General features: G+C 37.9%; 19 protein-coding genes and 3 pseudogenes. 20 read left to right on the top strand and 2 right to left on the bottom strand.

Annotated elements, in window-relative coordinates:
• The first annotated feature begins 368 nt into the window (after positions 1-368).
• The 18 genes and pseudogenes from JOE23_RS12080 to tnpA all read left to right on the top strand — a co-directional run bounded on the left by JOE23_RS12080 (position 369) and on the right by tnpA (position 22,311).
• Entirely contained in the window at positions 369-1,409 is a 1,041-nt protein-coding gene (locus JOE23_RS12080) for a DUF3048 domain-containing protein (protein WP_204438720.1), read from the top strand.
• 13 nt (positions 1,410-1,422) lie between these two features.
• A complete protein-coding gene (locus JOE23_RS12075; protein WP_204438718.1) occupies positions 1,423-1,725 on the top strand; it encodes a YerC/YecD family TrpR-related protein in 303 nt (100 codons plus the stop codon).
• Positions 1,726-1,740: 15 nt separating this feature from the next.
• Entirely contained in the window at positions 1,741-2,727 is a 987-nt protein-coding gene (locus tag JOE23_RS12070; RefSeq protein WP_204439009.1) for a Gfo/Idh/MocA family protein, read from the top strand.
• A 484-nt stretch (positions 2,728-3,211) separates the two neighbouring features.
• Entirely contained in the window at positions 3,212-3,895 is a 684-nt protein-coding gene (pcrB, locus tag JOE23_RS12065) for a heptaprenylglyceryl phosphate synthase (RefSeq protein ID WP_420827540.1), read from the top strand.
• Positions 3,896-3,911: 16 nt separating this feature from the next.
• A complete protein-coding gene (pcrA, locus tag JOE23_RS12060) occupies positions 3,912-6,143 on the top strand; it encodes a DNA helicase PcrA (RefSeq protein WP_204438714.1) in 2,232 nt (743 codons plus the stop codon).
• A gap of 16 nt (positions 6,144-6,159) precedes the next feature.
• Complete coding sequence (gene ligA, locus JOE23_RS12055) at positions 6,160-8,160, top strand: NAD-dependent DNA ligase LigA (protein ID WP_204438712.1); 2,001 nt, start codon at positions 6,160-6,162, stop codon at positions 8,158-8,160.
• A gap of 18 nt (positions 8,161-8,178) precedes the next feature.
• Entirely contained in the window at positions 8,179-9,342 is a 1,164-nt protein-coding gene (locus JOE23_RS12050; RefSeq protein WP_204438710.1) for a CamS family sex pheromone protein, read from the top strand.
• A 369-nt stretch (positions 9,343-9,711) separates the two neighbouring features.
• The gene (gatC, locus tag JOE23_RS12045; protein ID WP_204438709.1) at positions 9,712-10,002 is read left to right on the top strand and encodes an Asp-tRNA(Asn)/Glu-tRNA(Gln) amidotransferase subunit GatC; all 291 of its coding nucleotides are present in this window, start codon (positions 9,712-9,714) and stop codon (positions 10,000-10,002) included.
• 13 nt (positions 10,003-10,015) lie between these two features.
• Positions 10,016-11,497 (top strand): Asp-tRNA(Asn)/Glu-tRNA(Gln) amidotransferase subunit GatA, encoded by a 1,482-nt coding sequence (gene gatA / locus JOE23_RS12040; protein ID WP_204438708.1) that lies wholly within the window; start codon positions 10,016-10,018, stop codon positions 11,495-11,497.
• Entirely contained in the window at positions 11,494-12,924 is a 1,431-nt protein-coding gene (gene gatB / locus JOE23_RS12035; RefSeq protein ID WP_204438707.1) for an Asp-tRNA(Asn)/Glu-tRNA(Gln) amidotransferase subunit GatB, read from the top strand. Before gatA ends, gatB begins: the two co-directional genes overlap by 4 nt.
• Positions 12,925-13,331: 407 nt before the next feature.
• Complete coding sequence (locus JOE23_RS12030) at positions 13,332-14,267, top strand: diacylglycerol kinase (RefSeq protein WP_204438706.1); 936 nt, start codon at positions 13,332-13,334, stop codon at positions 14,265-14,267.
• A gap of 522 nt (positions 14,268-14,789) precedes the next feature.
• The gene (locus tag JOE23_RS12025) at positions 14,790-15,878 is read left to right on the top strand and encodes a hypothetical protein (protein ID WP_204438705.1); all 1,089 of its coding nucleotides are present in this window, start codon (positions 14,790-14,792) and stop codon (positions 15,876-15,878) included.
• A 49-nt stretch (positions 15,879-15,927) separates the two neighbouring features.
• The gene (locus JOE23_RS12020) at positions 15,928-17,226 is read left to right on the top strand and encodes a hypothetical protein (RefSeq protein ID WP_204438703.1); all 1,299 of its coding nucleotides are present in this window, start codon (positions 15,928-15,930) and stop codon (positions 17,224-17,226) included.
• Positions 17,227-17,474: 248 nt separating this feature from the next.
• Positions 17,475-18,857, top strand: coding sequence for a 23S rRNA (uracil(1939)-C(5))-methyltransferase RlmD (rlmD, locus tag JOE23_RS12015; RefSeq protein ID WP_204438702.1), 1,383 nt, complete (start codon positions 17,475-17,477; stop codon positions 18,855-18,857).
• Between the two features lie 49 nt (positions 18,858-18,906).
• Positions 18,907-19,137, top strand: coding sequence for a hypothetical protein (locus tag JOE23_RS12010; protein ID WP_204438701.1), 231 nt, complete (start codon positions 18,907-18,909; stop codon positions 19,135-19,137).
• Between the two features lie 748 nt (positions 19,138-19,885).
• Positions 19,886-20,734, top strand: a complete 849-nt coding sequence (locus JOE23_RS12005; RefSeq protein ID WP_204438700.1) for a sialate O-acetylesterase — start codon at positions 19,886-19,888, stop codon at positions 20,732-20,734.
• 63 nt (positions 20,735-20,797) lie between these two features.
• Positions 20,798-21,358, top strand: coding sequence for a PadR family transcriptional regulator (locus JOE23_RS12000; protein WP_204438699.1), 561 nt, complete (start codon positions 20,798-20,800; stop codon positions 21,356-21,358).
• 485 nt (positions 21,359-21,843) lie between these two features.
• A pseudogene (tnpA, locus tag JOE23_RS11995) lies at positions 21,844-22,311 on the top strand (IS200/IS605 family transposase).
• A 270-nt stretch (positions 22,312-22,581) separates the two neighbouring features.
• On the opposite strand, the gene JOE23_RS11990 reads toward tnpA, so the two are convergent.
• Complete coding sequence (locus JOE23_RS11990) at positions 22,582-23,739, bottom strand: IS110 family RNA-guided transposase (protein WP_204438698.1); 1,158 nt, start codon at positions 23,737-23,739, stop codon at positions 22,582-22,584.
• A gap of 211 nt (positions 23,740-23,950) precedes the next feature.
• Positions 23,951-24,397, bottom strand: a pseudogene (locus JOE23_RS11985) (transposase); the annotation flags it as partial.
• Between the two features lie 528 nt (positions 24,398-24,925).
• Between JOE23_RS11985 and JOE23_RS11980 the strand changes: the two are divergent.
• Both JOE23_RS11980 and JOE23_RS11975 read left to right on the top strand, forming a co-directional pair.
• Positions 24,926-25,417: pseudogene (locus JOE23_RS11980) on the top strand (tubby C-terminal domain-like protein); the annotation flags it as partial.
• Between the two features lie 73 nt (positions 25,418-25,490).
• Positions 25,491-25,658 (top strand): Fe3+ hydroxamate ABC transporter substrate-binding protein, encoded by a 168-nt coding sequence (locus JOE23_RS11975; protein WP_204438694.1) that lies wholly within the window; start codon positions 25,491-25,493, stop codon positions 25,656-25,658.
• The last annotated feature ends 225 nt before the right edge of the window (positions 25,659-25,883 follow it).

Below are 25,883 nucleotides of genomic sequence, written 5' to 3'. Positions count from 1 at the left end.
ATTTCTTATATCGGTTATCCTAGTTAGTTATCCTTTTATGAAAGACATGATCATTCATAAAAGCGTTATCAATGATCATTGTATCTTGGATAACGCGTGTTGCCTAGGGCTTTTGTGGAAACGGTTTATTTTAACAAAGAAAGGAACTTGTTTTATTTGCGTAACAGGGTGTTTTCTACTAGGTGTCGGTCTTTGAAAAAGCCAAGCGCTTCGTGGAGATCTTTGTTATAATAAAGATTAGAAAAAGTGGTCTTCGCTCCTCTCTTAGCGAATTTATTGATTTTCTTAGGCTTAGTCTTTGAAATTTTTAAGCTTTCTTAACGTAAAATAAAGCGCGTTAACTTATATGTTAGTAAAGGATGGGTGTCATGATAACAAAGAAATTATTAAGTCTTATTATGTTGTGTTTAATTATTTTAATTGCTTGTTCTAGTGATAATGCGGATCAAACAGGTCAAAATGTGCCTTCAAAAGAAATCGACCAGGAACCGATTGAAACATCTGAACCTCAATTTTATTATCCGCTAACAGGGTTGCCGTCTTCCCACCCTGTTACGAACCGAATTGTGAGTGTGATGATTAATAACCATCCGGCTGCCCGTCCCCAAACGGGTCTATCTCAAGCTGATATTGTGTTTGAATTGCTAGCTGAAGGACAAACAACACGCTTTTTAGCAATGTTTCAAAGTGAAGAACCAGAGGTCGTAGGACCTGTTCGGAGTGCACGTCCGTATTATTTTAACTTAGCTGATGATTACAATGCGCTTTATGTTTACCATGGAGCAGCAGATTTTATTGAAAATATGCTTAAAGGCGGTGCAGCTGACCATTTGAATGGAGCCTATTTTGATAATGATGGTCATTTGTTTGTTAGAGAATCTTTCCGTGTTGCTCCACATAATTCTTATTTGCAGTATCAAGCTGTAGCGGATGTTGCGACTAATCAAGGCTATGATATGGAAGCTACATATGAGCCTTTAACATTTTTAGATGAGGAAGCTTTTGATGATATTGCCGGAGAACAACGGTCTGAAGTCACCTTATATTATGGACAAGAATCCGTTCGATACGTATATGATGAGACAATGGATAAGTACTTGCGTTATAATAATCAACAACAAACCGTTGAATTAGGAAATGAAACAGCAATTGAATTGGATAATGTTTTCATCATAGAAACCCCACACCAAGTGATTGATGATCAAGGACGACGAGATATTGATCTAACATCAGGTGGCAATGCTTATTTATTGCAAAAGGGTAAGATTCAGAAGATCCAGTGGAAAAATAGTGAAGGTAGAATCATTCCGGTACGCAATGATGAGCCTGTCGGATTTGTTCCGGGGAAAACATGGGTTAATGTAGTTCCGACAGATCCAGGCTTGAATGGGATAACGGAAATGGAATAGGAGGTTAACGTCAATGCAAATCGATAAATTGAGAGGAGAACAGCTTGATCAGTTGTTTGATGCGATTTTAACATTAAAGGATCGTGAAGAATGTTATCGTTTTTTTGATGATCTTGCCACAATGAACGAAATTCAGGCACTTGCTCAACGGTTAATGGTAGCAAAGATGCTTTATGAAGGCCAAACTTACCATGCGATTGTCGAAGAATCGCATGCGTCAACAACAACGATATCACGTGTTAAACGGTGTTTGACTTATGGAAGTGAAGGTTATACAACAGTATTAGATCGAATGACTAAAAAAACTGAGGAATAAGAGAGGATGGCTACAATGGTGCGTTTTGGTGTAATAGGAACAAATTGGATTACAGATCGGTTTTTAGAAGCTGGTTTTATGGTAGATGATTTTAGGTTAACTGCTGTTTATTCAAGGACTAAAGAAAAGGCAGAAGTTTTTGCTGCTAAGTATCAAGTTGATACGACCTATACGGATATCGATCACTTTGCGCAAAGTGATAAGATTGATGCGGTTTATATTGCTAGTCCAACATCACTTCATGCTGAGCAAGCTATCCGCTGTATGGAGCAAGGTAAACATGTCTTTGTTGAGAAACCAATCGCATCGAATCAACGAGAAGTTGAGCAAATGATTGCAGTAGCTAAAAAGCATGATGTTTTATTAATGGAAGGGATGAAAACTACCCATTTACCTAACTTTAAGGTGCTTAGAAATCATCTGACAACGATTGGGCCTGTTCGTCATTTGATAGCTAATTTCTGTCAATATTCATCACGGTATGATCAGTATAAGGAAGGTGTTGTGCTAAATGCCTTTAAGCCCGAATTCTCTAATGGATCATTGATGGATATCGGTATTTATACAGCTTATCCAATGGTGGCATTGTTCGGTGCCCCTGAACATGCCAATGCCAATGCCTATATGCTTGATTCTGGTGTGGACGGTCAAGGAACTATCGCTGTTAAATATCCAGAACTAACTGCAGATTTAATGTTTTCAAAAATTACAAATTCTAATATCCCGTCAGAAATTCAAGGTGAAAAGGGGACAATTGTCGTTGATAAATGGAGTGATATGCGTAAGTTGACTCTAATTGATAATGAAGGAACGGTTACCGATATTTCTGTTGAGCAAAAACAAAATACGATGTATTATGAAATCAACCATTTTGTCGGCTTATTACAGGACGGTTCGCGTGAAAGTGATGTGAATAGTCATATGGTGTCGTTAAATACAATGAAACTGCTTGATCAGGCGAGAGCTTCTATCGGCCTGCGCTTTCCTGCTGATGACATTTAACACCATTTAACGCTTTTTTACGCCATACAAAAAAGTGAACCCATTCCGTAAAACATCCATATCAAAATAGAGAACAGAGGTCAATCTATTTAGGTAAATACTAACGGACGCTAATGGCCTGATTCACTTAATGAACCTACAATCAGTGGGCGAAGTACGAAAATGCCCACTGATAGAAGTTTCGTTTTATATTGGATATCTCAATAAACGTACTGCTAAACTTGGCGGTGCGTTTTTTAGCTGTGCAAATAAGTATTTATCACAGATAACCGTCCGTAAACGCCTGCCACAAAATAGAAAGCAAAGGTCAATTGATATAGGTAGACGCTAACGGACGCTAATGGCCTGATTCACTCAACTACCACGGATTGAAGTTTCATTTTATTAAGTCGATTAATTGATGATTCCTTGATAAAATTTCCCCGTTTTGATGTTGTTTTTGTTATAATGAAGAGATGAAAAGAAAGAGATTGGAGGCTTCATGTTGTATAATCGCAAGGCATGGAAGCATGTATTTAAACTAGACCCGAATAAATCGCTAACTGATCAACAGTTAGATCAAATATGTCAATCTGGAACGGATGCCATTATCGTTGGTGGAACAGACAATGTTACCCTTGATGGTGTGCTTGATTTAATGAGTCACATTCGTCGTTATACCGTCCCTTGTGTACTTGAGGTATCAACCCTTGATGCGATCACACCTGGTTTTGACTTTTATCATATTCCAATGGTTTTAAACAGTCGTGAGAAGAAGTGGATGATGGATATTCAACATCAAGCAGTGAAAGAATACGGTCACTTCTTAAATTGGGATGAACTAGTGACAGAAGGCTATGTGATCTTAAATCCCGATGCCAAAGCCTATCAATTAACCAATTGTCGCTTACCTGATAGCGATGATGTGATTGCTTATGCCCAAATGGCTGAGCATATGTTTAAATTACCGATCTTCTATATCGAATATAGTGGTACATATGGTGATCCGGCACTGGTCAAAAAAGTTAAACAAGAACTGCAACACACTCAGCTTGTTTATGGTGGCGGCATTAAGCATCGCTCACAGGCAGAAGAAATGGCGCAATATGCGGATGTAATTGTTGTGGGAAATGGCTTATATGAACAGTTTGATGAAGCGATAGAAACAGTAGCAGCAGTTAAACATTGATAAGGACGGTGATAGTGTGAATCAACAAACGGAAGATTTCCTCAATGGATTAAATAAAAAGCAACAAGAAGCTGTTAAATATACTGAAGGTCCACTGTTGATTATGGCAGGTGCTGGTAGTGGTAAGACACGTGTACTTACTCATCGGATTGCCTATTTATTGGATGAAAAACAAGTTGCACCTCGCAATGTACTGGCGATAACGTTTACTAATAAGGCGGCAAGAGAGATGAAATCGCGCGTCCGTCAATTGGTGGGGCCGGAAGGTGAATACATGTGGGTATCTACCTTCCACTCGATGTGTGTCCGTATGTTAAGAAGAGATATTGATCGGATTGGTTATAATCGCAATTTCACTATTTTAGATAGTGGTGATCAACTGACCGTGATAAAAAACGTATTAAAAGCAAAAAATATTGATGCCAAAAAATTTGAGCCACGGGCGATGTTAGCTGGGATTAGTGCAGCCAAGAACCGATTGCTGACACCTAAACAACTCGAAGCAGAGGTTGGCAATTTCTATGATAAAACAGTTGCTGATGTGTATCAAGGTTATCAGAAAGTGTTGCAACAGAATCAATCATTAGATTTTGATGACTTAATTATGCAAACCATTAAATTGTTTGATCGTGTTCCTGAAGTGTTGGAATACTATCAAAGACGTTTTCAATATATTCATGTTGATGAGTACCAAGATACGAACCATGCACAATATCAACTCGTGAAACAATTGGCAGCCAAATTCCAAAACCTTTGCGTTGTTGGTGATTCTGATCAATCGATCTACCGTTGGCGTGGAGCAGATATAAAAAATATTCTATCATTTGAAAAAGATTACCCTAATGCACAGGTGGTCCTTCTTGAACAAAACTATCGATCGACAAAGTCAATTTTAGATGCGGCGAATGCAGTGATTAGCCGTAATTCTGGACGTAAACCAAAGAAACTATGGACCGATAATGATCATGGTTCTAAATTGTATTATTACCAAGCAGCGACCGAACAATATGAAGGTCTGTATGTGGCTGACAAAATTGAAACGTATGTGCAAGAGCAGACATTTAATTATCGAGACATTGCGATTCTTTATCGAACCAATGCACAATCTCGTGCGATTGAAGAAACATTTGTGAAGGCAAATATCCCTTATCAAATGGTCGGTGGAACGAAATTCTACGATCGTAAGGAAATCAAAGATATGTTGGCATATTTGCGTCTTATCTCTAACCCAAATGATGATCTGAGTTTTGCCCGTGTCGTGAATGAGCCAAAGCGCGGAGTAGGCAAGACCTCACTTGAAAAGCTCCAAAACTATGCAACCAATCATGACATTTCATTGTATACAGCAACAAAAGAAATTGATTTTGTTGGCCTTAGTACACGTGCAACCAAGTCACTTGCGGCATTTGGACAAATGATTACAGAATGGACCCAACAGCAAGAATTTTTAACAGCAACCGATATGGTTGAAGAAGTGTTAAAGCGGACAGGCTATGAAGAGATGCTTATTAATGAGCGCACGATCGAATCGCAGAGTCGTTTAGAGAACTTAAATGAATTTAAAACGGTCACCCAACACTTTGAAAAAGAAAGTGAAGACAAAACTCTTGTTGCCTTTCTTACAGATTTAGCGCTTGTAGCTGATATTGATCGTATCGATGATGATCCATTTGCTGATAATAGGGTAACGATGATGACTTTACACGCAGCCAAAGGTTTGGAGTTTCCGGTTGTGTTTTTAATTGGCATGGAAGAGAATGTTTTCCCCCATAGCCGCTCGTTAATGGACGATGAGGAGATGGAAGAAGAACGTCGCCTGGCTTATGTTGGGATTACACGTGCGGAAATGGTGTTACATTTAACCCATGCGCAGATGCGTTCCCTTTATGGACGCACCAATATGAACCCAATTAGTCGCTTTATCCATGAGGTACCAACGGATCTAATCGAGGGGTTGGCGGAAAAAAAAGATCAACCTATTTTTTCTTTGTCGCATAAACAGCAATCGACACCAACGGAAAAATCTGCGCCAAAGCAAACCTTTAAGCGTCAGGCTCAGAAACAATCAACAGGTGGGGAAAAACAGGCTTGGCAAGTTGGTGACAAGGCAGCGCACAAAAAATGGGGTACGGGTACGGTTGTCAAAGTATCGGGTACGGGTGAATCATTAGAATTAGATATTGCCTTTCCGGCACCAACTGGGGTTAAACGATTGCTCGCTAAATTTGCCCCGATTACGAAACCATGATGAAGAGGTGACAGGATTGACATCACTAGAGAAAAAAGTTGCTGATTTACACCAGACTTTACACACATATAATTATCAATATCACGTCCTTGATCAACCAACAGTACCTGATGCCGAGTATGATCGATTAATGCAAGAGTTACGAACGTTAGAATCAGCCCACCCTGAGCTCATTACAGCTGATTCACCGACGCAACGTATTGGAGGTCAACCCCTTGAAGGGTTTAATAAAGTTGAACATCGGGTCCCCATGCTCAGCTTGGCAAATGCTTTTAATGATCAAGATTTACGTGATTTTGACCGTCGCGTTCGCGAAGGATTGGGGGTTGAACAGGTTGATTATGTTTGTGAATTGAAAATTGATGGTTTAGCGGTATCTTTACGTTATGACCAAGGTATATTCCAACAAGGGGCAACGCGAGGTGACGGGAATATTGGCGAAGATATTACGCGCAATTTGAAAACGATTCGCAGTATTCCATTAAAAATCAATGAAACCAGTACGATTGAAGTTCGTGGCGAAGCCTTCATGCCAAAGCAATCTTTTCTCTCTTTAAATAAAGATAAAGAGGCGCGTGAGGAAGAGCCCTTTGCCAACCCCAGAAATGCGGCGGCGGGTTCATTAAGACAACTTGATCCAAAGATTGCTGCCAGTCGTAATCTTGATATTTTCATTTATGCCGTTGGAGAATGGGAAGCTGGGCATTTAGATAGACATAGTGATCGATTAACTTATTTGACCACGTTAGGATTTAAGATCAACCCAGAATGGCAGAAGTGCCAAGGAATTGACCAAGTGATTGATTATGTGGAGAACTGGGTAACTAAACGTGCTGAGTTACCTTATGAAATTGATGGTATTGTCATTAAAGTTGATCGTCTTGATTATCACGACGTATTGAAGACAACGGCAAAGAGCCCACGTTGGGCGATTGCTTACAAGTTTCCAGCTGAAGAGGCTGTCACGACGTTGATTGATGTCATTCTAAGTGTCGGGCGAACAGGTGCTGTTACACCGACTGCTTTACTTGAACCTGTAAAAATCGCTGGTACAACCGTTCAACGCGCGTCTTTGCATAATGAGGATTATATTAAAGAAAAGGGTATTCGTATTAACGATACGGTTGTCATTAAAAAGGCAGGAGATATTATCCCTGAAGTGGTGAGGGTTATACCAGAACAACGCCCAAAAGATGCTGAACCTTTTTCCATGCCAGCCGACTGCCCGTCATGTGGCGCGGAGCTGGTTCGCCTCGATCAAGAGGTGGCGTTACGTTGTATTAATCCAAACTGCCCAGCCCAATTAAAAGAGGGACTGACGCATTTTGTGTCAAGAAATGCCATGAATATTGATGGACTTGGGGAAAAGGTGGTTGAGCAACTTTATGAGAATCAACTCGTTGCCAATGTTGCTGACCTTTATCAACTTAAACGCGAGGAATTATTAGCGCTCGAACGAATGGGCGAAAAATCTGTTAGCAATTTGTTAACAGCGATTGAGGCCTCAAAAGCAAACTCACTTGAGCGGCTACTATTTGGTTTAGGTATTCGCTTTGTTGGTGCAAAAGCAGCTAAGACATTGGCTCGTGCATTTGGCGATATCGATCAACTCCGAGCCGCCTCACGCGAATCATTAGAAGCTGTTGCTGAAATTGGAGAGAAGATGGCTGATTCGATAGTCCGTTATTTTGCGGAAGAGAGGGTTGAGCAATTAATTGATTGCCTCAAACAAGTTGGTGTGAACATGTGTTATCGAGGTCCAAAGCCAACTGTGAAGCAAGAACCATCGATTTTTGACAATAAAACCATTGTGTTAACTGGGAAACTTGAGCAATTAACAAGAAATGAAGCAAAAGAAAAAATTGAGATGTACGGTGGGAAAGTGACAGGAAGTGTAAGCGCAAAGACAGATTTACTTATTGCTGGTGAAGAGGCAGGTTCAAAGCTAGCCAAGGCAGAGCAATTAGGGATTGAAATATGGAGTGAACAGCAGTTTATTGATCAAATAGATAAATAAAAAGAGAGGAGGACTGGGATGAAACGTTTATTAATGATATTAGGTGTTATTTTCATCGTATTAGCCGGCTGTGCACCTGATTTTTCTAATCAAGAAGAAGTCGTAGATGAAACAATGCCTGATGATGCTGCACAAGAGTCTGCGATCATTCCAAACTATAGTGTGTCTGATCAGGAATATCAAATTCTATTACCTTATCGTTTGAGTCAATCACGAGGTGTGACAACGAACCAAGTTGCGAACCGTTTAGATATCCCCGCATTGGAAAACGGGTTACGTCGACATTCAGTAAATGTGTTTGATCCAGACAGCCATTACTTTCAAGAAGGTCAGCAGCTAGAGAGAAGTGAATTATATAGTTGGTTAGAGCGCGAGTCTGACTCAGATGAACTCGGTTTAAATCCATCAGTTGATTACGATGAAGAAGACGATGAAGAAGAAATTATCGAGGAAGAAAGAGATAATCCAAGGTATTTATCACATATTCTTGAACAAAATTACCTTGTTCGAACGGATGATAATGCGGTTCAGCTAGCTGGTATTTCTTTGGGGATTGCGATGAAATCGAATTATCGTTTTCAGACTGAAATTGGTGGTCCTTTTTACTACGAAGACATTTCAGAACAAGAAATGCTGCAAGAAGCGGCTGTTATTGCCGAAGAAGTAGTTAGTCGAATGCGTCAAAAAGAAGGATTACAAGAGATACCAATCATGATTGGTATTTATCGTGAGGCAGCAAGAGATGCTCTTGTTCCAGGTCACTTTGTTGCAACAACAACTGTACAGGGTGGGAGTCAATCGATCGATAATTGGGAATCTGTTGATGAACAGTATGTACTCTTTCCTTCTAGTGATGCGCGCAATTTAGATCCAGATCTATCAGCTACGATTGAGGGGTTTAAATCAGAAGTTGCAGAATATTTCCCAAACTATGTCGGCATCATCGGCGAAGGTTTTTATGAAGGTGATCAAATTCGTAAGCTTACACTAGAAATACCTATTGAATTTAATGGTCAGGCTGAAGTTGTCGGCTTTACTCAATATGTATATGGCTTAATTATGGACAGCTTTCAGCCTCACTTTGCGATTGAGGTCAATATCAAGTCGAGTAATCAACAAGAAAGCTTGATTGTTCGTGAAGCAGGTGAAGAAGAACCGATTGTCCATATATATGAAAGATAATTTGATTGTTGTGGTAATTAAGTCTTATCACAGACAACCGTCTGTAAAACCACCCTCAAAATAGAGAGTAGAGCAAATCGATTGAGGTGGGTGATAACGGGCGCTAATGTCCTAATTCACTCAACTAGCCATCAGTGGACCTGATTGAAGGTTCGTTTTGTCGGGGTTCGTAAAGTTGTCATTGTAAGTTACGATAAGTGAGAAAGAAAAAGAAGGATTATGCCATCTTTTTCTTTCCGTGTTTTTCTAGTTGATCTCACATATGCGCCATTCTTTTAAACGGATAAAGTTGCTAAAGCGCGCTATTGTTTGCTATTATCATAAGTATGTTTAATCAGATGAAGTAAAAATCTCATGGAGGTGACAGAAATGGCTGAAATTTCAAAACAACAAGTTAAACATGTCGCTCATCTCGCTCGATTGGCGATAACGGATCAAGAAGTTGAAGTGATGACAAAGCAACTAGGAGATATTATTCACTATGCTGAACTATTAAATGATCTAGATACAAGCCAAGTTGAACCAACCACACATGTGTTGGATCTTAAAAATGTGATGCGTAAAGATGAGCCACGCAAATGGATTGATCGAGAGGATGCTTTAAAGAACGCACCAGATCAACACGATGGTCAATTCCGAGTGCCATCAATCTTAGAATAGGAGGCGAGCAGAAATGTCAGTTTTTGAGTATACGTTAAAAGAATTACAAGCTAAGCTACATAATAAAGAACTTACCGTGACAGAACTTGTGCAAGCTTCCTTTGATCAAATTGAAGCTGTTGATGATCAAATTAAAGCTTTTTTAACTTTAAATAAAGAAGCTGCTCTAAAACAAGCACAACAACTAGATGAGCAAGTTGATCAAGCCAATCATCCATTATTCGGTATACCAATTGGTATAAAGGATAATATGGTAACAAAAGGGATACGCACAACGTGTGGGAGTCAATTTTTATCTAATTTCAATGATCCCTTATATGATGCAACCGTCGTTGATAAGTTAAACAAGGAAAATACCGTTATGGTTGGAAAATTAAACATGGATGAATTTGCGATGGGATCATCTAATGAGAATTCAAGCTACTATACAACCCGTAATCCTTGGAATACTGATTATGTGCCAGGTGGTTCAAGCGGTGGTTCTGCAGCAGCAGTTGCAGCTCGGGAAGTCTTTTTTTCATTAGGTTCAGACACGGGTGGATCAATCCGTCAACCCGCTGCTTTTTGTGGAGTGGTAGGTTTAAAACCAACTTACGGTCTAGTGTCTCGCTTTGGATTGGTCGCCTTTGCTTCTTCACTTGATCAGATTGGTCCGATTACAAGAACAGTGGAGGATAATGCCCATCTTTTACAAGCGATCGCGGGACATGATCCAATGGATTCAACATCTGCTAATGTTGAGATCCCAACGTATAGTGATGCCTTGAAACAAGATGTTAAAGGGTTGAAGATTGCTGTACCTAAAGAATATCTGTCAGATCAAGAAGGTGTGAATGGCGAAGTACGTGAAGCTGTATTAGCTGCGCTTAAAGTATATGAGGAGTTAGGTGCGACGTGGGAAGAAGTTTCCCTGCCTCATTCTAAATACGCAGTAGCCGCTTACTACTTGCTTGCTTCATCAGAAGCTTCCGCTAACTTAGCACGGTTTGATGGTGTTCGTTACGGTGTCCGCACAGAAAATGCTGATAATATGATTGATATGTTTAAGAAATCCCGAAGTGAGGGCTTCGGCGATGAAGTTAAACGTCGGATTATGTTAGGAACATTTGCACTTAGCTCAGGCTATTACGATGCTTATTATAAAAAAGCGCAAAAAGTACGGACATTAATTAAAAATGATTTCGATAAAGTGTTTGAAGACTTTGATGTTATTATTGGGCCAACAACACCAACACCAGCCTTTAAAGTGGGTGAAAAAGTTGACGATCCATTGACCATGTACGCTAATGACATTTTAACGATTCCTGTTAACTTAGCAGGTGTACCTGGTATGTCAATACCATGTGGATTCTCAAAAGATGCCGGCTTACCAATTGGCTTGCAAATTATCGGAAAACATTTTGATGAAAGTACCCTTTATCGGGTAGCGTACGCATTTGAACAGGCAACAGATTATCATAAACAACGTCCTCATTTAGGAGGGGTGAAGTCATGAATTTCGAGACAATTATCGGTTTAGAGGTTCACGTTGAACTTAAAACAGATTCAAAGATATTTAGTCCAAGCTTTAACCATTTTGGGGCAGCGACCAATGAAAATGTCAATCCAATTGATTTAGGTTATCCGGGTGTTTTACCCGTGCTCAATGAAGAAGCCGTCAATTTTGCTATGAAAGCTGCTATGGCGTTAAACTGTGAAATAGCAACAGATACTAAGTTTGACCGTAAAAATTACTTTTATCCAGATAACCCTAAAGCTTATCAAATCTCACAATTTGATCAACCGATCGGCGAGAACGGCTGGATTGATATTGAAGTAGAGGGTAAGACAAAGCGGATAGGGATTACTCGCCTTCATTTAGAGGAAGATGCAGGAAAGTTAACGCATAGTGGTGATGGTTACTCACTAGTTGATTTTAACCGTCAAGGAACACCCCTTGTGGAAATTGTATCAGAACCAGATCTGCGCTCACCAGCAGAGGCCTATGCGTATTTAGAGAAATTAAAAAATATCATCCAATACACCGGTGTGTCTGATTGTAAAATGGAAGAAGGCTCATTACGTTGTGATGCTAATATTTCGCTTCGACCGATTGGTCAAGAGGAATTTGGTGTCAAGACAGAATTGAAAAATTTAAACTCATTTTCTTTTGTTCAAAAAGGCTTAGAATTTGAAGAAAAACGTCAACAAAAAGAATTATTAACAGGTGGGGTGATTTTACAAGAAACCCGCCGTTATGATGAACAAACAAAGGAAACGATTTTAATGCGCGTTAAAGAAGGTTCAGATGATTATCGCTATTTCCCTGAACCAGACCTTGTGCCACTCTATATCGATGAGGATTGGAAAGCACGGATTCGTGCAGAAATCCCAGAGCTTCCAGATGCTCGAAAAGCACGTTATATTAAAGAATTAAATTTACCTGCTTATGATGCGATGGTCTTAACAAGTACGAAAGAAATGTCAGACTTCTTTGAAGCCGCTATAGCAGCTGGTGCTGACGTCAAACTGGTTTCCAATTGGTTAATGGGTGAGGTCTCTGCTTATATGAATAAGCAACAGAAAGAACTTCATGATTTACCACTGACACCAGCCGCGTTGGCAAAGATGATTACGCTGATTGATGATGGCACTTTATCATCTAAAATGGCGAAAAAAGTTTTTGCTGAGCTTGTTGAGAACGGTGGCGATCCTGAGCAGATTATTAAGGATAAAGGTCTTGTGCAAATTTCAGATGAGGGTCAATTAACTGAAATCATTACAGCCATCCTTGATAAAAACGAACAATCAATTGAAGACTTTAAAAATGGTAAGGATAAAGCAATTGGCTTCTTAGTCGGTCAAGTGATGAAAGAGACAAAAGGACAAGCTAATCCACCCATGGTAAATAAAATTTTGTTAGCTGAAATTAAAAAACGCTAATGTTTATCCAGGACTATCAATACAGTTGTTATTGATAGTCTTTCTTTGCACATGCGTCTACTATAAACGAATGGGAAACGATAAATCCAAAATCTCAGTAGACGCATGAATGTTTTCTAAGTTTTCAGGCATTAACGATGTTAAATGCTTACTACTTAGTTGATTACATTGCTCACCATTGCTTCCTCTAATCAGTGGGGACGTTCTTCTCCCACTGATTGGTTGTTGAGTGAATCAGGATATTAACGTCCGTTAACTCCCGTCTAAATAGATGAACTTCCCTCTCTAGTTTGAGGCGGGTGTTTTACGGACGGTTATCTGTGATAAAAAAACAGCTAATTTGGAGTTTTTCTGACACAAAAATGGTATGATAAAGTCAGATAGTGTATGTCATTAGGGGGTTTTTTATGAAACGCGCAAGAATTATTTACAATCCAACGTCAGGTCGAGAAGCTTTTAAAAATAAACTTCCTGACGTATTAGCAAAATTCGAGCAAGCCGGTTATGAGACGTCAGCGCATGCAACAACAGGTATTGGAGATGCAACTGAAGCCGCTCGAATCGCTGTTACTCGTCATTTTGATGTGATTGTAGCGGTAGGAGGAGATGGCACGATTAATGAAGTTGTTACAGGAATATCAGATGCTGATCAGCGTCCGCGTTTAGGCATTATCCCTGCTGGAACAACGAATGATTTTGCTCGTGCTTTGAATATTCCTAAGGCAATTGATAAAGCTGTTGATATTATATTAGCCAACCATACCTGCAAACTTGATGTGGGTCGAGTTAATGAGCATTATTTTGTTAATATTGCTGGTGGAGGTAAACTGACAGAGGTATCTTATGAAGTACCAAGTAAATTGAAAACGATGTTAGGCCAACTTGCTTATTTTATGAAGGGTGTTGAGCTAGCACCACGTTTACGACCGATACAAACCCGGATTGAATATGATGGTGATGTGTTTGAAGGTGAGATTATGATGTTTTTAATCGCGAATACAAATTCTGTTGGTGGCTTTGAAAAGTTAGCTCCAGATGCAAAAATGGATAATGGTCTATTTGATCTGCTCGTTTTGAAAAAAAGCAATGTTGCTGAACTTGTTCGTGTATTGTCAGCCGCTACAAGAGGAGCTCACTTTGATGACGCTAATGTATTTCATGCCAGAGCTAAAGATATTAATGTCTACACAGAAGAGAAGATGCAATTAAATATCGATGGTGAGTATGGTGGGCTATTACCGGGTAAATTCACCAATCTTAAGCAACATATTGAATATTTTGTTCCGACACCTGACCAAGCTACATTACAAATTGAAGAACCAAATGAAGAAGCTCTTGATTAAATTCGAGGGCTTTTTATCATGGATAACCGTCCGTAACTAAATAGAGAACAGAGGTCAATCGATAAGTTGAGTGATAACGGACGCTAATGCTCTGATTCACTCAACTAACAATCAGTGGACGAAGGCTCGTTTTTATTTTTGGTTTCCGTTAACCTAACTTTGAGAAGCGAGAGGCCTTTACTTTAGCTAGACATATAATATTAGTAACTTTTGTCGTATGTATGTGAAGCTAGTTAAGGTATAAAGTCCTTTTTCTGAAAAGATACAGGATTCGACAGATTCCACAATCGCCTTGTGTTATATTATGGATATTCATTCTAGTGATTCAAGAAAGGAGGACTAGTAAAAGCGAAGGACTAGGATAACGACAGCATGGCTAAGTAAATCACTTCTCCTAATTTTTTGTTGCCCATTTAGAAAAGGAGCATTGTATTTACTTAAACATCATTTGCTTTAAATCAATGAACATCTTTGTTTCGACATCAATAATAAATAACAGAGGTGATTAAGGTGAAAAGTAAAATGAAAAAAGTGATATGGATAGCCGTACTCGTGATCAGTGTGACAACCATCCTAGGCATTCCATCGTTAATGGCTGAAGTTGAAGAATGGGACCCAGCTGATTGGGATGAGGATAAGTTAGCATCCTTTGATTTAGGTTTAATTGATGAAGATGATCATATTGAAATCAGTGAAGACGAACTCGTTATTGATAAATCAAAAGCGATTGAGGTAGAAGATGATAACACAATGTCAACACAAAGCTATTACTCGGTTGATGGTGATCGGATGTATTTTACCGATATGTTGACGAATGATGATCCAGATGATTGGTGGTTCTTTACGCTCGATGAGGAAAGAAGTTTTCTATTTGAGCTTGAAAGTAATCAAACAGATTATTATATTCAACTTTATTTAGTAGATTGGGATACTGGCAATGCATATGAGACAAGCGTTGGATCAACCCCTAACAGGCTATACGCTGGTGACCACATACCTGAAGGGGATTGGGCACTTCGCGTTTATTCAAATGATCAATTAGGTGATGCCTATACAATAAAAATGAATGCGGCAAATCCAGCAGGTGCTGTAGGACTTGTATCGAGATCTGCTTCATTATTATATGCTGCCTTAAGCTATGATAATGGTGATATTTATTTTAATGGTGATTATATCGCTAACTTTAGTGGTGATAATAGTCACTTAGATTGGGAGCGACGCTACCATTTTAGTTGGGATGGCAACTATAATCAACGGACACACACTGTTTCAAGTGTAAAGATTAGGAACATCTCCTCACCTGTAAGTTATCAATCGCAATATGCGAGCTCATCCAATGCTTTACTCATTTATTTGGATATAGGTACACTATTTATGCATCATGAATCTTATTTCCGATCAGGACCACCGACACAGTATGAAAGTTCTTTTGTTGATACAATTGGATTGATCACACCAAGACGTCTAGATCAAGATGACTTCGAACATTGGGGTGATCACATTTTAGTCTATGATACTGAAAATAATGAAACGATAGACTTTTTCAGTGTCTTGAATTATTACTATGCGAGTGGCGTAGAACGGACGCCAACGATTAATTTTTTACAGTAGCAAGCAGTAAAGATTCACTCAGCCGCAGTAACAAAGGAGGATAGACACCATGATTACCAACAGATTTGCCACAACGCATTACGGAAGATTGATCAATCAGAATAGCACGTCCAATCTTTTTCTTTTTAATCAAACGAATAATCAAGTAACGACGAACGCTGATTATCTAGCTAATCAAGATATTTATAAACAACAAGCCTCTCATCGAATGGGAAAAGAGATCTTTAACATTGTAAGGAATGAAGAAGGTACAGTTACCGATATGGTAGCCGTTACAGATGGTAGTCGAAGGTTTAATTGGGGATTATTAGCACTACCACTTGTTCCGAACCACAACACTACGGACAACGTTGGTTACGATATTGATTATTTAGCTTCTGAATACGTCAATTATCAAAATCAAATTAAACGATTATACAGTGAAGAGGAGCAGGCGGAGCAACTTCAGAAACTTGATCAACTCATGAGCAAACAAGTTGAGAAGTATGCCGAGAAATTTGCTGAAATAACAGGTGATTTTTTTAATCAAAACGGTGTGGTTGTTCAAGCAGAGGATATTAAATCAAGTTTAATTGATCATTTTCATCAACGCACAGAGCAATACCAACACTTTTATCAACAAAATCAAGATTATGCTCATTTAAAAGGAACAGAAGATGAGTGGCTGTTAGATGATACGATCTACATGGGTGATTATTTGCGTTATGCTTTTACTCAAGAACATTCAGAAATGAGCGTTTCTAGCGAACATGGTTACCATATTGAGGAGTTGGTTGCAGTTGGAACCATTGCCTCTGAAACGTGGCAGATGGCATATCAATCTCGACACCTTGGTTCGTATAAAAATAAGTCAGAAGAGGAGCTAGGTGTTTCCTTAGGGTTAATGGCGATGAAATATGAGTTGATCAGTGACAACTATCAGCTAAGTGATCCTTTTAAAGCAAAGCTTGATCAAGCTTTTAAAACATACCTACAGGTAGAGAACGAAAAGGCATGTGACTATGTAACTCAGCAACAAAAAGATCCCTATGTGCGAAATAAACAAGCTTATAAAATGGATTGGAATGAACAGTTGGTTTATGACATTATTGAGAGAATGGTAAGTAGTCTTCAAACGCATGATGTGCAACAAGCTATTGAAAAAGACATCCTTATCATTACTGAGATGTACAAAGATAATCGTAACCAGCACTTAAATGTATCAAGATACAATAATCACAATCATTTATCGACGATTAACAATTATGTCCAAGACTGGAATCGTTTTATTAAGGCTACCATACCAGACGATCAGGTAAATGATTATTTACTAGATGTTGATTTAGTAAAATTAGATTTAAAGGTTTAATGGCTAAAAAGTCAGCGATAGATGCTGGCTTTTTATTTTTTGAAATCCAATCGCACTTTAGTATTTGTTAATCATTTTTTGTTGATAGGGGGTTAAATTCCCTGCTTTCCTAAAGCATAAAGCCTTCAAGGACGAATTTAGACAAATTAATTATTTCCTAGGAAATAAAAAGTCGAAAGAGCGTCACTTTCTTTCCTAAGGGCTTTTTGATAAACTATGAACAGCGCTAAGAAAAGGACGTTGATACAATGAACAAACAACAAGTACCTGTCAAAAAGAATCAGACCGTTACCCTGAATTTTGAAGACATCACACATGAAGGAAGTGGAGTCGGCAAACTAGATGGTTATCCGCTATTTGTTGAAAATGCTTTGCCAGGTGAAACAGCGAAGGTAAAAGCAATTAAAGTGAAGAAGAACTATGCAATCGGTAAGTTGATAGAGATTGAAACAGAAAGTGCTGAACGCGTCACACCACCATGCAATGTATATTTTCAGTGTGGCGGTTGTCAGCTGCAACACATGAGCTATCAGATGCAATTAGATATGAAACGAAAACAAGTTGAAACAGTATTGAAAAAAATAGCTCATATTGAAAATGTGTCAGTGGAACCGACCTTGGGAATGGAAGATCCTTGGCGCTATCGCAATAAAGTGCAAATCCCGGTTGCAAATAAAAGGGGCGAGTTGATAACCGGTTTTTATCGCAAAAAAAGTCATGATATTATTGAGGGAATGGATCGTTGCATTATTACAGCAGAGGTGAATGATCGTATGGTAGAAGCAGTCCGCTCCATTGCGGATCAACTTGGCATACCTGCCTATGATGAACAATCTCATCGTGGCGTTTTGCGTCATATTATGGTAAGAACAGGTCAAGCAACTGAGCAAACAATGATTGTACTCGTTACACGAACGAATGAATTACCTCACAAAAAACAATTGATCAAACAATTAACCGAAACTTATCCTAATGTTAAATCGATTATTCAAAATGTTAATCAAGAGCGAACCAATGTCATTTTAGGCAAGCGAACGCTCTGTCTATGGGGCGACGAATATATTTACGACACAATTGGTGAAATTAAATTTGCGATCTCAGCCAAATCTTTTTATCAAATCAACCCAGATCAAACGAAAACGCTTTATGAAAAAGCACTTGAATTTGCTGATTTAACTGGTGGCGAAACCGTTATTGATGCCTATTGTGGTATTGGAACGATCTCACTCTTTTTAGCAGAAAAAGCTAAGAAAGTTTACGGTGTCGAAGTGGTCCCAGAAGCGATTGAAGATGCCAAACAAAATGCAATCCTAAATGGCATCACTAACACTGAATTTGTTGTTGGCCAAGCTGAAAAGATTATGCCATGGTGGACTGCACAAGGATTAAGACCAGATGTGATTGTCGTTGATCCGCCGAGAAAAGGCTGTGATCAAGCCCTGCTTGATGCGATGCTCGAGATGAAACCTGATCGGATTGTCTATGTTTCGTGTAATCCTTCAACGTTAGCTCGTGATTTAGCCATCTTAGAAGCGGGTGGTTATCAAACCCAGAAAGTCCAGCCTGTTGATATGTTTCCGCAGACGAGTCATGTGGAGTGCTGTTCACTACTAATTTATGAAGGTAAATAGGAGTTAAGTTTATCAGTTTATATGTTTCAAACAGAGCGGGGGTGTTTTCATGCTATGGATAATCACACAGAATGAGAATAGTTTGATGAGTGTAAAAGAGGTTACAGTTAAGGGCAATTACATTGAAGGTGTTGTAGGGAGAAGTTTCTTCAGCGAATGGAGTAAAGCCTTAGGAAAGTACGAATCGAGCGAAAGAGCAACAGAAATCCTTAATGAAATATATATGAAGATTGAAGAGGGAAAAGGTAGTTCTATAACGTTTACTATGCCTGAAAAATAAAAATACATCTTCAAGTAACGGGTGGCAATACTTTAACAAGCTGTTGCTTCCGTTGTGTCGTTAACGAGCAAAGCATCCGTGTATTTGAGGACTTGAATGAAGAGTTATTGCATCGTTTAGTTGAGAGGATTGAAGTGAAAGAGGATAACGAGGTAGTAATCCATTATAAATTCATAAACCCGTTATCTATGGTTGGTTAAAATGTAGTGACCGATAGTCAACACATGTGGAGACAGTTGTGTTGATAGAGAAGAAATTGTCTAACTAAAATAAACACCTGACAATAAGAATAAACATTTGCTATTCAGGCCCTGATTTCGTAAAAATAAACATTTGCGAATTCGGGGTCTTTTTCGTACAATCCCTTTTCCTGCCTACCTTTTCTCAATTTGTTCTTTCTTCCATTATCGCAAGACTTTATTCCAAATACGGAAAAAATGGTGGAAAAACAGGCCAGAAACATCCATTTTTGAACCGATAATCGTCCAAAATAGATGATTCGTAGCAAAACTTTATTTTAACTCGAACGTTGGAATGTGGGTTTTGAAAAAATATAGTTGACAATCAGTCTAATTAGACTATAATATTTAAGTGGGATTGGTCTAATTAGACTAATGATAAATTTGGTAGTATTGATATCTAGTAAATCCACTGAAGTAATGAATTAAATAAATAAGTAATACTTAACATTTATTGAGAACTGGAAACATTTCTTCATAAATATAAATAGAAAGAAAGGATGAAAAAAGTGGTTAAATCGTTTTTAATGTTAGGACAGTCGAATATGGCTGGAAGAGGGTTTATTCATGAAGTAACCCCGATTTATAATGAAAGAATACAAATGCTGCGTAATGGTAGATGGCAAATGATGACTGAGCCCATCAATTATGACCGTCCTGTTTCAGGAATAAGTCTGGCCGCTTCATTTGCAGATACATGGTGTCGCCAAAATCAAGAAGATACTATTGGCTTAATTCCTTGTGCTGAAGGTGGAAGCTCACTGGATGAATGGGCTGTAGATCAAACACTTTTTAAACATGCAATAACTGAAGCTAAATTTGCTATGCAGAATAGTGAGTTAACAGGAATTCTATGGCATCAGGGAGAAAGTGATGGTATGAATGGTAACTACAAAGTCTATTACAAAAAATTACTTTTAATTATTGACGCTCTTAGAAAGGAGTTGAATGCTCCAGACATTCCTCTCATTATTGGTGGTTTAGGGGATTTTTTAGGCAAAGAAGGCTTTGGAAAAAACTGTACGGAATATAATTTCATTAATCAAGAGTTACAAAAATTTGCGTTTGAACAAGATAATTGTTATTTTGTCACAGCCGTAGGTTTAACATCTAATCCTGATGGTATTCATATTGACGCAATTTCTCAAAGAAAATTCGGTTTACGATATTTTGAAGCCTTTTCTAATAGGCAGCATGTATTGAAACCATTAATTAATGAAGATGAGTTGCTAAATTTGAATCATGCCAGGCCACATACCAAGGGAGAAAAGATATATATAAAAAGTATGGATTTTGCTTTAGGAGAAATATCATATGATGAATTTGTAGCGCAAGTCATGCAAATCAACAAGGATTAAACCTTATCATTATGAAATAAAAATTGATATAGCTTTGATGAAGAATATAAAGGAGATATTTTTTTGATACCATTACTGATTCTAGGTTTATTAAAACAAAACCCAGGTTCTTACGGATACGAATTATTGGCCTTAATGAAAGAGAAACACTATAAATATATAGTAAATTTCACTAAAGGGTCATTCTATTATAATCTTCAACAATTAGAAGAAAAACAATATATTAAAAAAGTTGATCAATTTGACAATATCAGAGAAACTCATAATTATATCATTACTGAACTAGGGGATAAGGAATTTGAAAAATTGATGTATAAATATGGCTCTAAGACAGAGTATGTAAATTTATCTTTTTATGCAGCAATGCTATTTGCCAACGAATACAAAAGTGAGGAGCTAAGAAAGCTAATAGAAATACAAATCGAACAAACCAAAGAGAAAATTTTTTTAATAGAACAATCTCTTGAGCATAATGAGACTATCCCTACTTATTTTAGAAAAATGCTTGAAAATTCACGTTCTCATCATTTGGTAAATGTTCAATGGTTTGAAGGACTGTTAAAAGATATAAGGAAAGAAAGTGAAACAACAAAGCCTATTAAAATGGGCAATTTCAATAATTAAAACTTGTAAATCTATTTGGGTATTGGGTATAATTCACGCCCTCCACTCCCCAAAAATCCTCCGGGGTATAGGTGCAATAATTCCGCGTAGTAGTATCATTTTTCTATCACAACACATGTGGAGACTATAGTTTCGATACAACGGAAAATTATGTAGAAATCCTTAGTTTCAAGGTGTTTCACAAGCATTATCAATTTTCACCAGATGGTAAAAATGGACGTAAAAAAACACTATATTGACGTTTCGGTAGGAATCAATCTGGTGTAAGGGAACACAACAAATTAGAAATTCAATCTTGAATAGGTTTTAAATTTTTTAGGCGTTCAAATAATTGGACGTCTATTTTTTTATGGTCTTTGAAAACCTCTGGCTATGCCGGGGGTTCCATAAACCTTCAAGCGTGGGGGCAAAAAAAGCCTCGCTCCATGGTAAGATAAGGTTGGTTTCCCGACCACCAAATCTCACCAAAGAAGGAGGTATGTCCAATACAGGACAAGAATAGTTTAGCACATACACAATGGAGATGTAAGTATCATCTCGTTTTTGCACCAAAATATAGAAGGCAAATTATTTATGGAAAATACAAAAAAAGTATTGGAGAAATTGTAAGAGAGCTTTGTGAAAGGAAAGGGGTTAAAATACATGAAGCAAATGGATGTAAAGATCACATTCATATGTTGGTGAGTATACCACCAAAACTTAGTGTGTCTCAATTCATGGGTTATTTAAAGGGTAAAAGTAGTTTGATGATTTTTGATCGTCACGCCAATTTAAAGTACAGATATGGAAATCGCAAATTCTGGTGTCGGGTCTACTTTGTAGATACGGTGGGAAGAAATAAAAATCAAATCCAAGAATATATAAGGAATTAGCTAAAAGAAGACTACATGAGTGATCAGTTAACCTTATTTGAAGAATTTGATCCGTTCACGGGCGAGAAAAATAAGAAATAGCGATTCTTTAAGAATCAGTGAGTGTGGTGCAGAAGGGAAACCCATTCAGTGGGCCTTTTAGGCCGAGGCCGGCAACAGAGGCTTCTAGCAGCAGAGCAAGAGACTAACTATATAAAGTCAATGTTTTTAGCTCAAAAAAAATAGTATTTTCTTCAGCTATATTTAGTCATGATAAATAAGCTTGATGGTTATGTTTTTTTTAAGCATTAATCATCAAGCTATTTTTATAACTTACCCTCCTGCAAATAACTGCTTGTTGTTTGCATTGTATTATGCATTAACCTCTTTATACGCTTCACCTGTCCGAATTAAGTGGAATATGACTCGTATTAATTTCTTTGCTACATGACTTAATACGACATTATAGTGCTTTCCCTCTGCTAGCTTTTTCTCATAATATGTTTTAAACGTGGGTGAATAGATCGAAACCAATCTTGAAGCATGATACATGGCCCATCGAAGCTGGGACGATCCGCGCTTAACCATCTTCCCTTTTCCTTGGTAGTTACCTGACTGATAAATGGAGGGTTCCATGCCTGCAAACGCTAGTAATTGACCAGGGTTTTTGAAGTTGAAGATCACACCTATCTCTGCTATGATAATACTACCGAGTCGATAGGAAATTCCGGGAATGGTTACGATTGGTGAATCGAGTGTATCCATCATTTCTTGAATCTTTTTATCGACTTCTTTTATTTGTGTGTCATACAAATCTATCTGTTGTATGGTTTGGGTTAATTCAAACTCTGTAATGGAGGAATAGCACCCTACACTGTCCCTTGCCAATTGTTTAAGTAAGGCGGGTTTAATGCTTTTCATTCCCAGTAGTTTGACAAGGGTTTTTTCATGAGCCATTACAATTTTTCGAGGGCTTGGGTACTTTTTTAGTAATCGCATCATATACGCCGAATGGCGAGCTTGACCATAAGTAGCTAACTCAGGAAAGCTCCTCTCTAAAATACGTGTGTACTGAACTTTAAGAAGGGTTTGATGTTTGCCTAGCCTACTTCTATACCTCGTCAATTCTTTAAGTTCTTCGGTCGCGTTGTTTGAAATGTGTTCGCTTTTTTCGACATCACCCATGACCATTTTTGCGATAACTAAAGCATCTGTTTTATCTGTCTTTGTCTTTCTCAACGTATGAACTTTAGAAAACTCTTTAACTAGAATGGGATTATAACGATATACTTGATAATGCTTCCTCCTTAAAAATTGTAAGATTGGGACGTTATAATGACCCGTGTCCTCCATTGCCATCTTGCAGTTTTGGCCTGTTTGTGTTTTAATGCGACTAATAATCTTATCAAGTTCTTGAAAACCTAATTGATCATTTGAAATGACGAAGTCATCTTCATAAACCTCCCCCTCATCATCAATAATTGCCACTTGGTGTTTGTGCTTACCTACATCAATCCCTGCATAAATCATGATTATTTCTCCCTTCTATTTTAGTTCGCTGTGCTTTCAAGCCACGCACCCCTTGTCCTGTATCCTTGTATGAAATCAAACGTCTGGCGTTATCTAACTGATTAACAGATAAACAAGAAGCAGTGGTTAGATTCTCTAAAAACCAGTTACTAAAAAGTACTGTAGGCTGGGTTACTAATCCACAGCGTTAGTTTTAGTATAAATGACTATACTAAAAAAGCACCAGAGGTAACAAACCTCTCGCACTTAATATACAAGGCTGGGACATAACTAGCCTAAAATGAAAGAAAAAGCATTTGATCACCGATTCTTGGTGATCAAATGCTTTTTTGTCCTTGCCTTTTGAATTGTTTGGGGATTGGCTGTTGTCCGAGGCAGTGTATTTCCTCAAATTCACTGCCATGAACGCGAAGCCCATTTCATTTTTCACCTTTTCGTTTCCTCTTACGGAGAATCGGGTGAACGCCAAATTAGCCTTCAAGAATCCGAAGACTGGCTCTACATCAATCTTTCGCTTGCCGTAGATTTCACCCGTTTTCTCTTCTGAAAGCTTTTCTCGAATATAGGCTTTTTGGTTCTCCCATGTTTCATTAATATACAGTCTCCGATTATTTCCTTCTTTCGCTTTTGTACACCGGTCACGCAGTGGGCAGCCTGTTGCACGCAAAAAGCCTGCGAAGGCTTCTTCAGGAATCGACTCCGTGAGCTCATTCACAGCGTAAGCAATATCATTTTCCTGCAATTTCATCTCCATATCGAGCGGTAAAACAACCTGATTTATGTTATAATCTTTAAACATAGGGAGACCTCCTTTGGATTAGGTTGTGGTGACTTTAATTCTAACAGAAGGTTTCCCTATTTTCCTGTCTAAAACATCAAAAAAACGGATCTGAAGGAGATTTCTTCAGAATCCGTTTTTTTCTTTTAGTGGGTTTTGTCCCAGCCTGTTTGATTATTAAAAAAATTTTTAGAACTGAATAAATTTATTATTTTTTCTCACTTTTATGTAAGAAATATGGTAGTGTAGTTTTAAAGAAAAATCTAATTCTACACTATAATCGTTATTCAACTAACGGAGCAAAGAGTTGAACAAAACAACATTTATTTATGTTAATATTTAGATAAAGTGTAAGGTGGTCTTAGAGATGGAGTTGTATTTTGTTCCGCCTATGTATTAAGCTCTGTTAAGGAATTTGATGTTTATAATACTAACGATGAAGTAATAGGTAAAATGCATAGGTTTAATGATAATCCTTTCTTACATTCAATTGGGCGACACATCACTAAAAGAGCTGTTCAAGATATTAATATATCAAGTCTATCAAGTGAAATTAACTATAAGCTAAAGGCAAGAAGTATGTTAAAAAACTCTATATATGTTGCAGGTTTTATAATACTTAGGAATAGTAGTGAGGTTGGTAAAGCTTCAAAAGTAAAAATAGGCAATACTCTGCTTTTTGAAATAGATAATAAAAAATATAAAGCACATTCACCATTATCTAAATTCAGAGAAATAAACTTTTATGAATTAGACGGAGCCGAGGAGTTAACTATTGGAAAATCAGTAAGACAAAATCTTATTGATACAAAGACGTTTATTACTATTGATACTGAAAAAAACTTCTTAGACCCATTATTATGTGTAGGTCTAACATGGTTACATAGTAATGTAAAATAATTTTTATTTCATTAGCGAGAGCGTTAGTAATACAGACTTTTACTAATCGTATTTATAAAAGGGGAGGCAAAGAATGTTTAAAATAAAACCAAAGTGTTCTATATGTGAGAAAGAAATTAAAGGTAACGATGTAGTTTTTGTGAAAATGAATTATCCAAAAAGTAGAGGAATGACTGAAATAAAAGCATATTTACAAAATGAAGGCGAGATTATATGTGAAGATTGCTCTCAAATCAAATAGCCTATATAAATAACGGTAAGCTTTAGTTGTGTATTTGTCAATTAAAAAGTGAACCATTGGGGGTGCGGATGTTTTCTTGGATCATTAAAATAATAAAGAATCCGCCTATTATTTAATAATCTAAGCTATTTGGTATGTCAACACCAAATTAAACAGTATTTTTAAGGGCTAAGTTTCTATAACTTACCGGACTTTTGTAGCCAAGGGCGCTGTGAGACCGGATGT

The sequence above is a fragment of the Amphibacillus cookii genome (genome assembly GCF_016908375.1).
In the GTDB taxonomy this organism is placed as follows: domain Bacteria; phylum Bacillota; class Bacilli; order Bacillales; family Amphibacillaceae; genus Amphibacillus_C; species Amphibacillus_C cookii.
The sequence above is the reverse complement of the archived record's forward strand: the minus strand, read 5'-3'. Positions and strand labels throughout refer to the sequence as shown.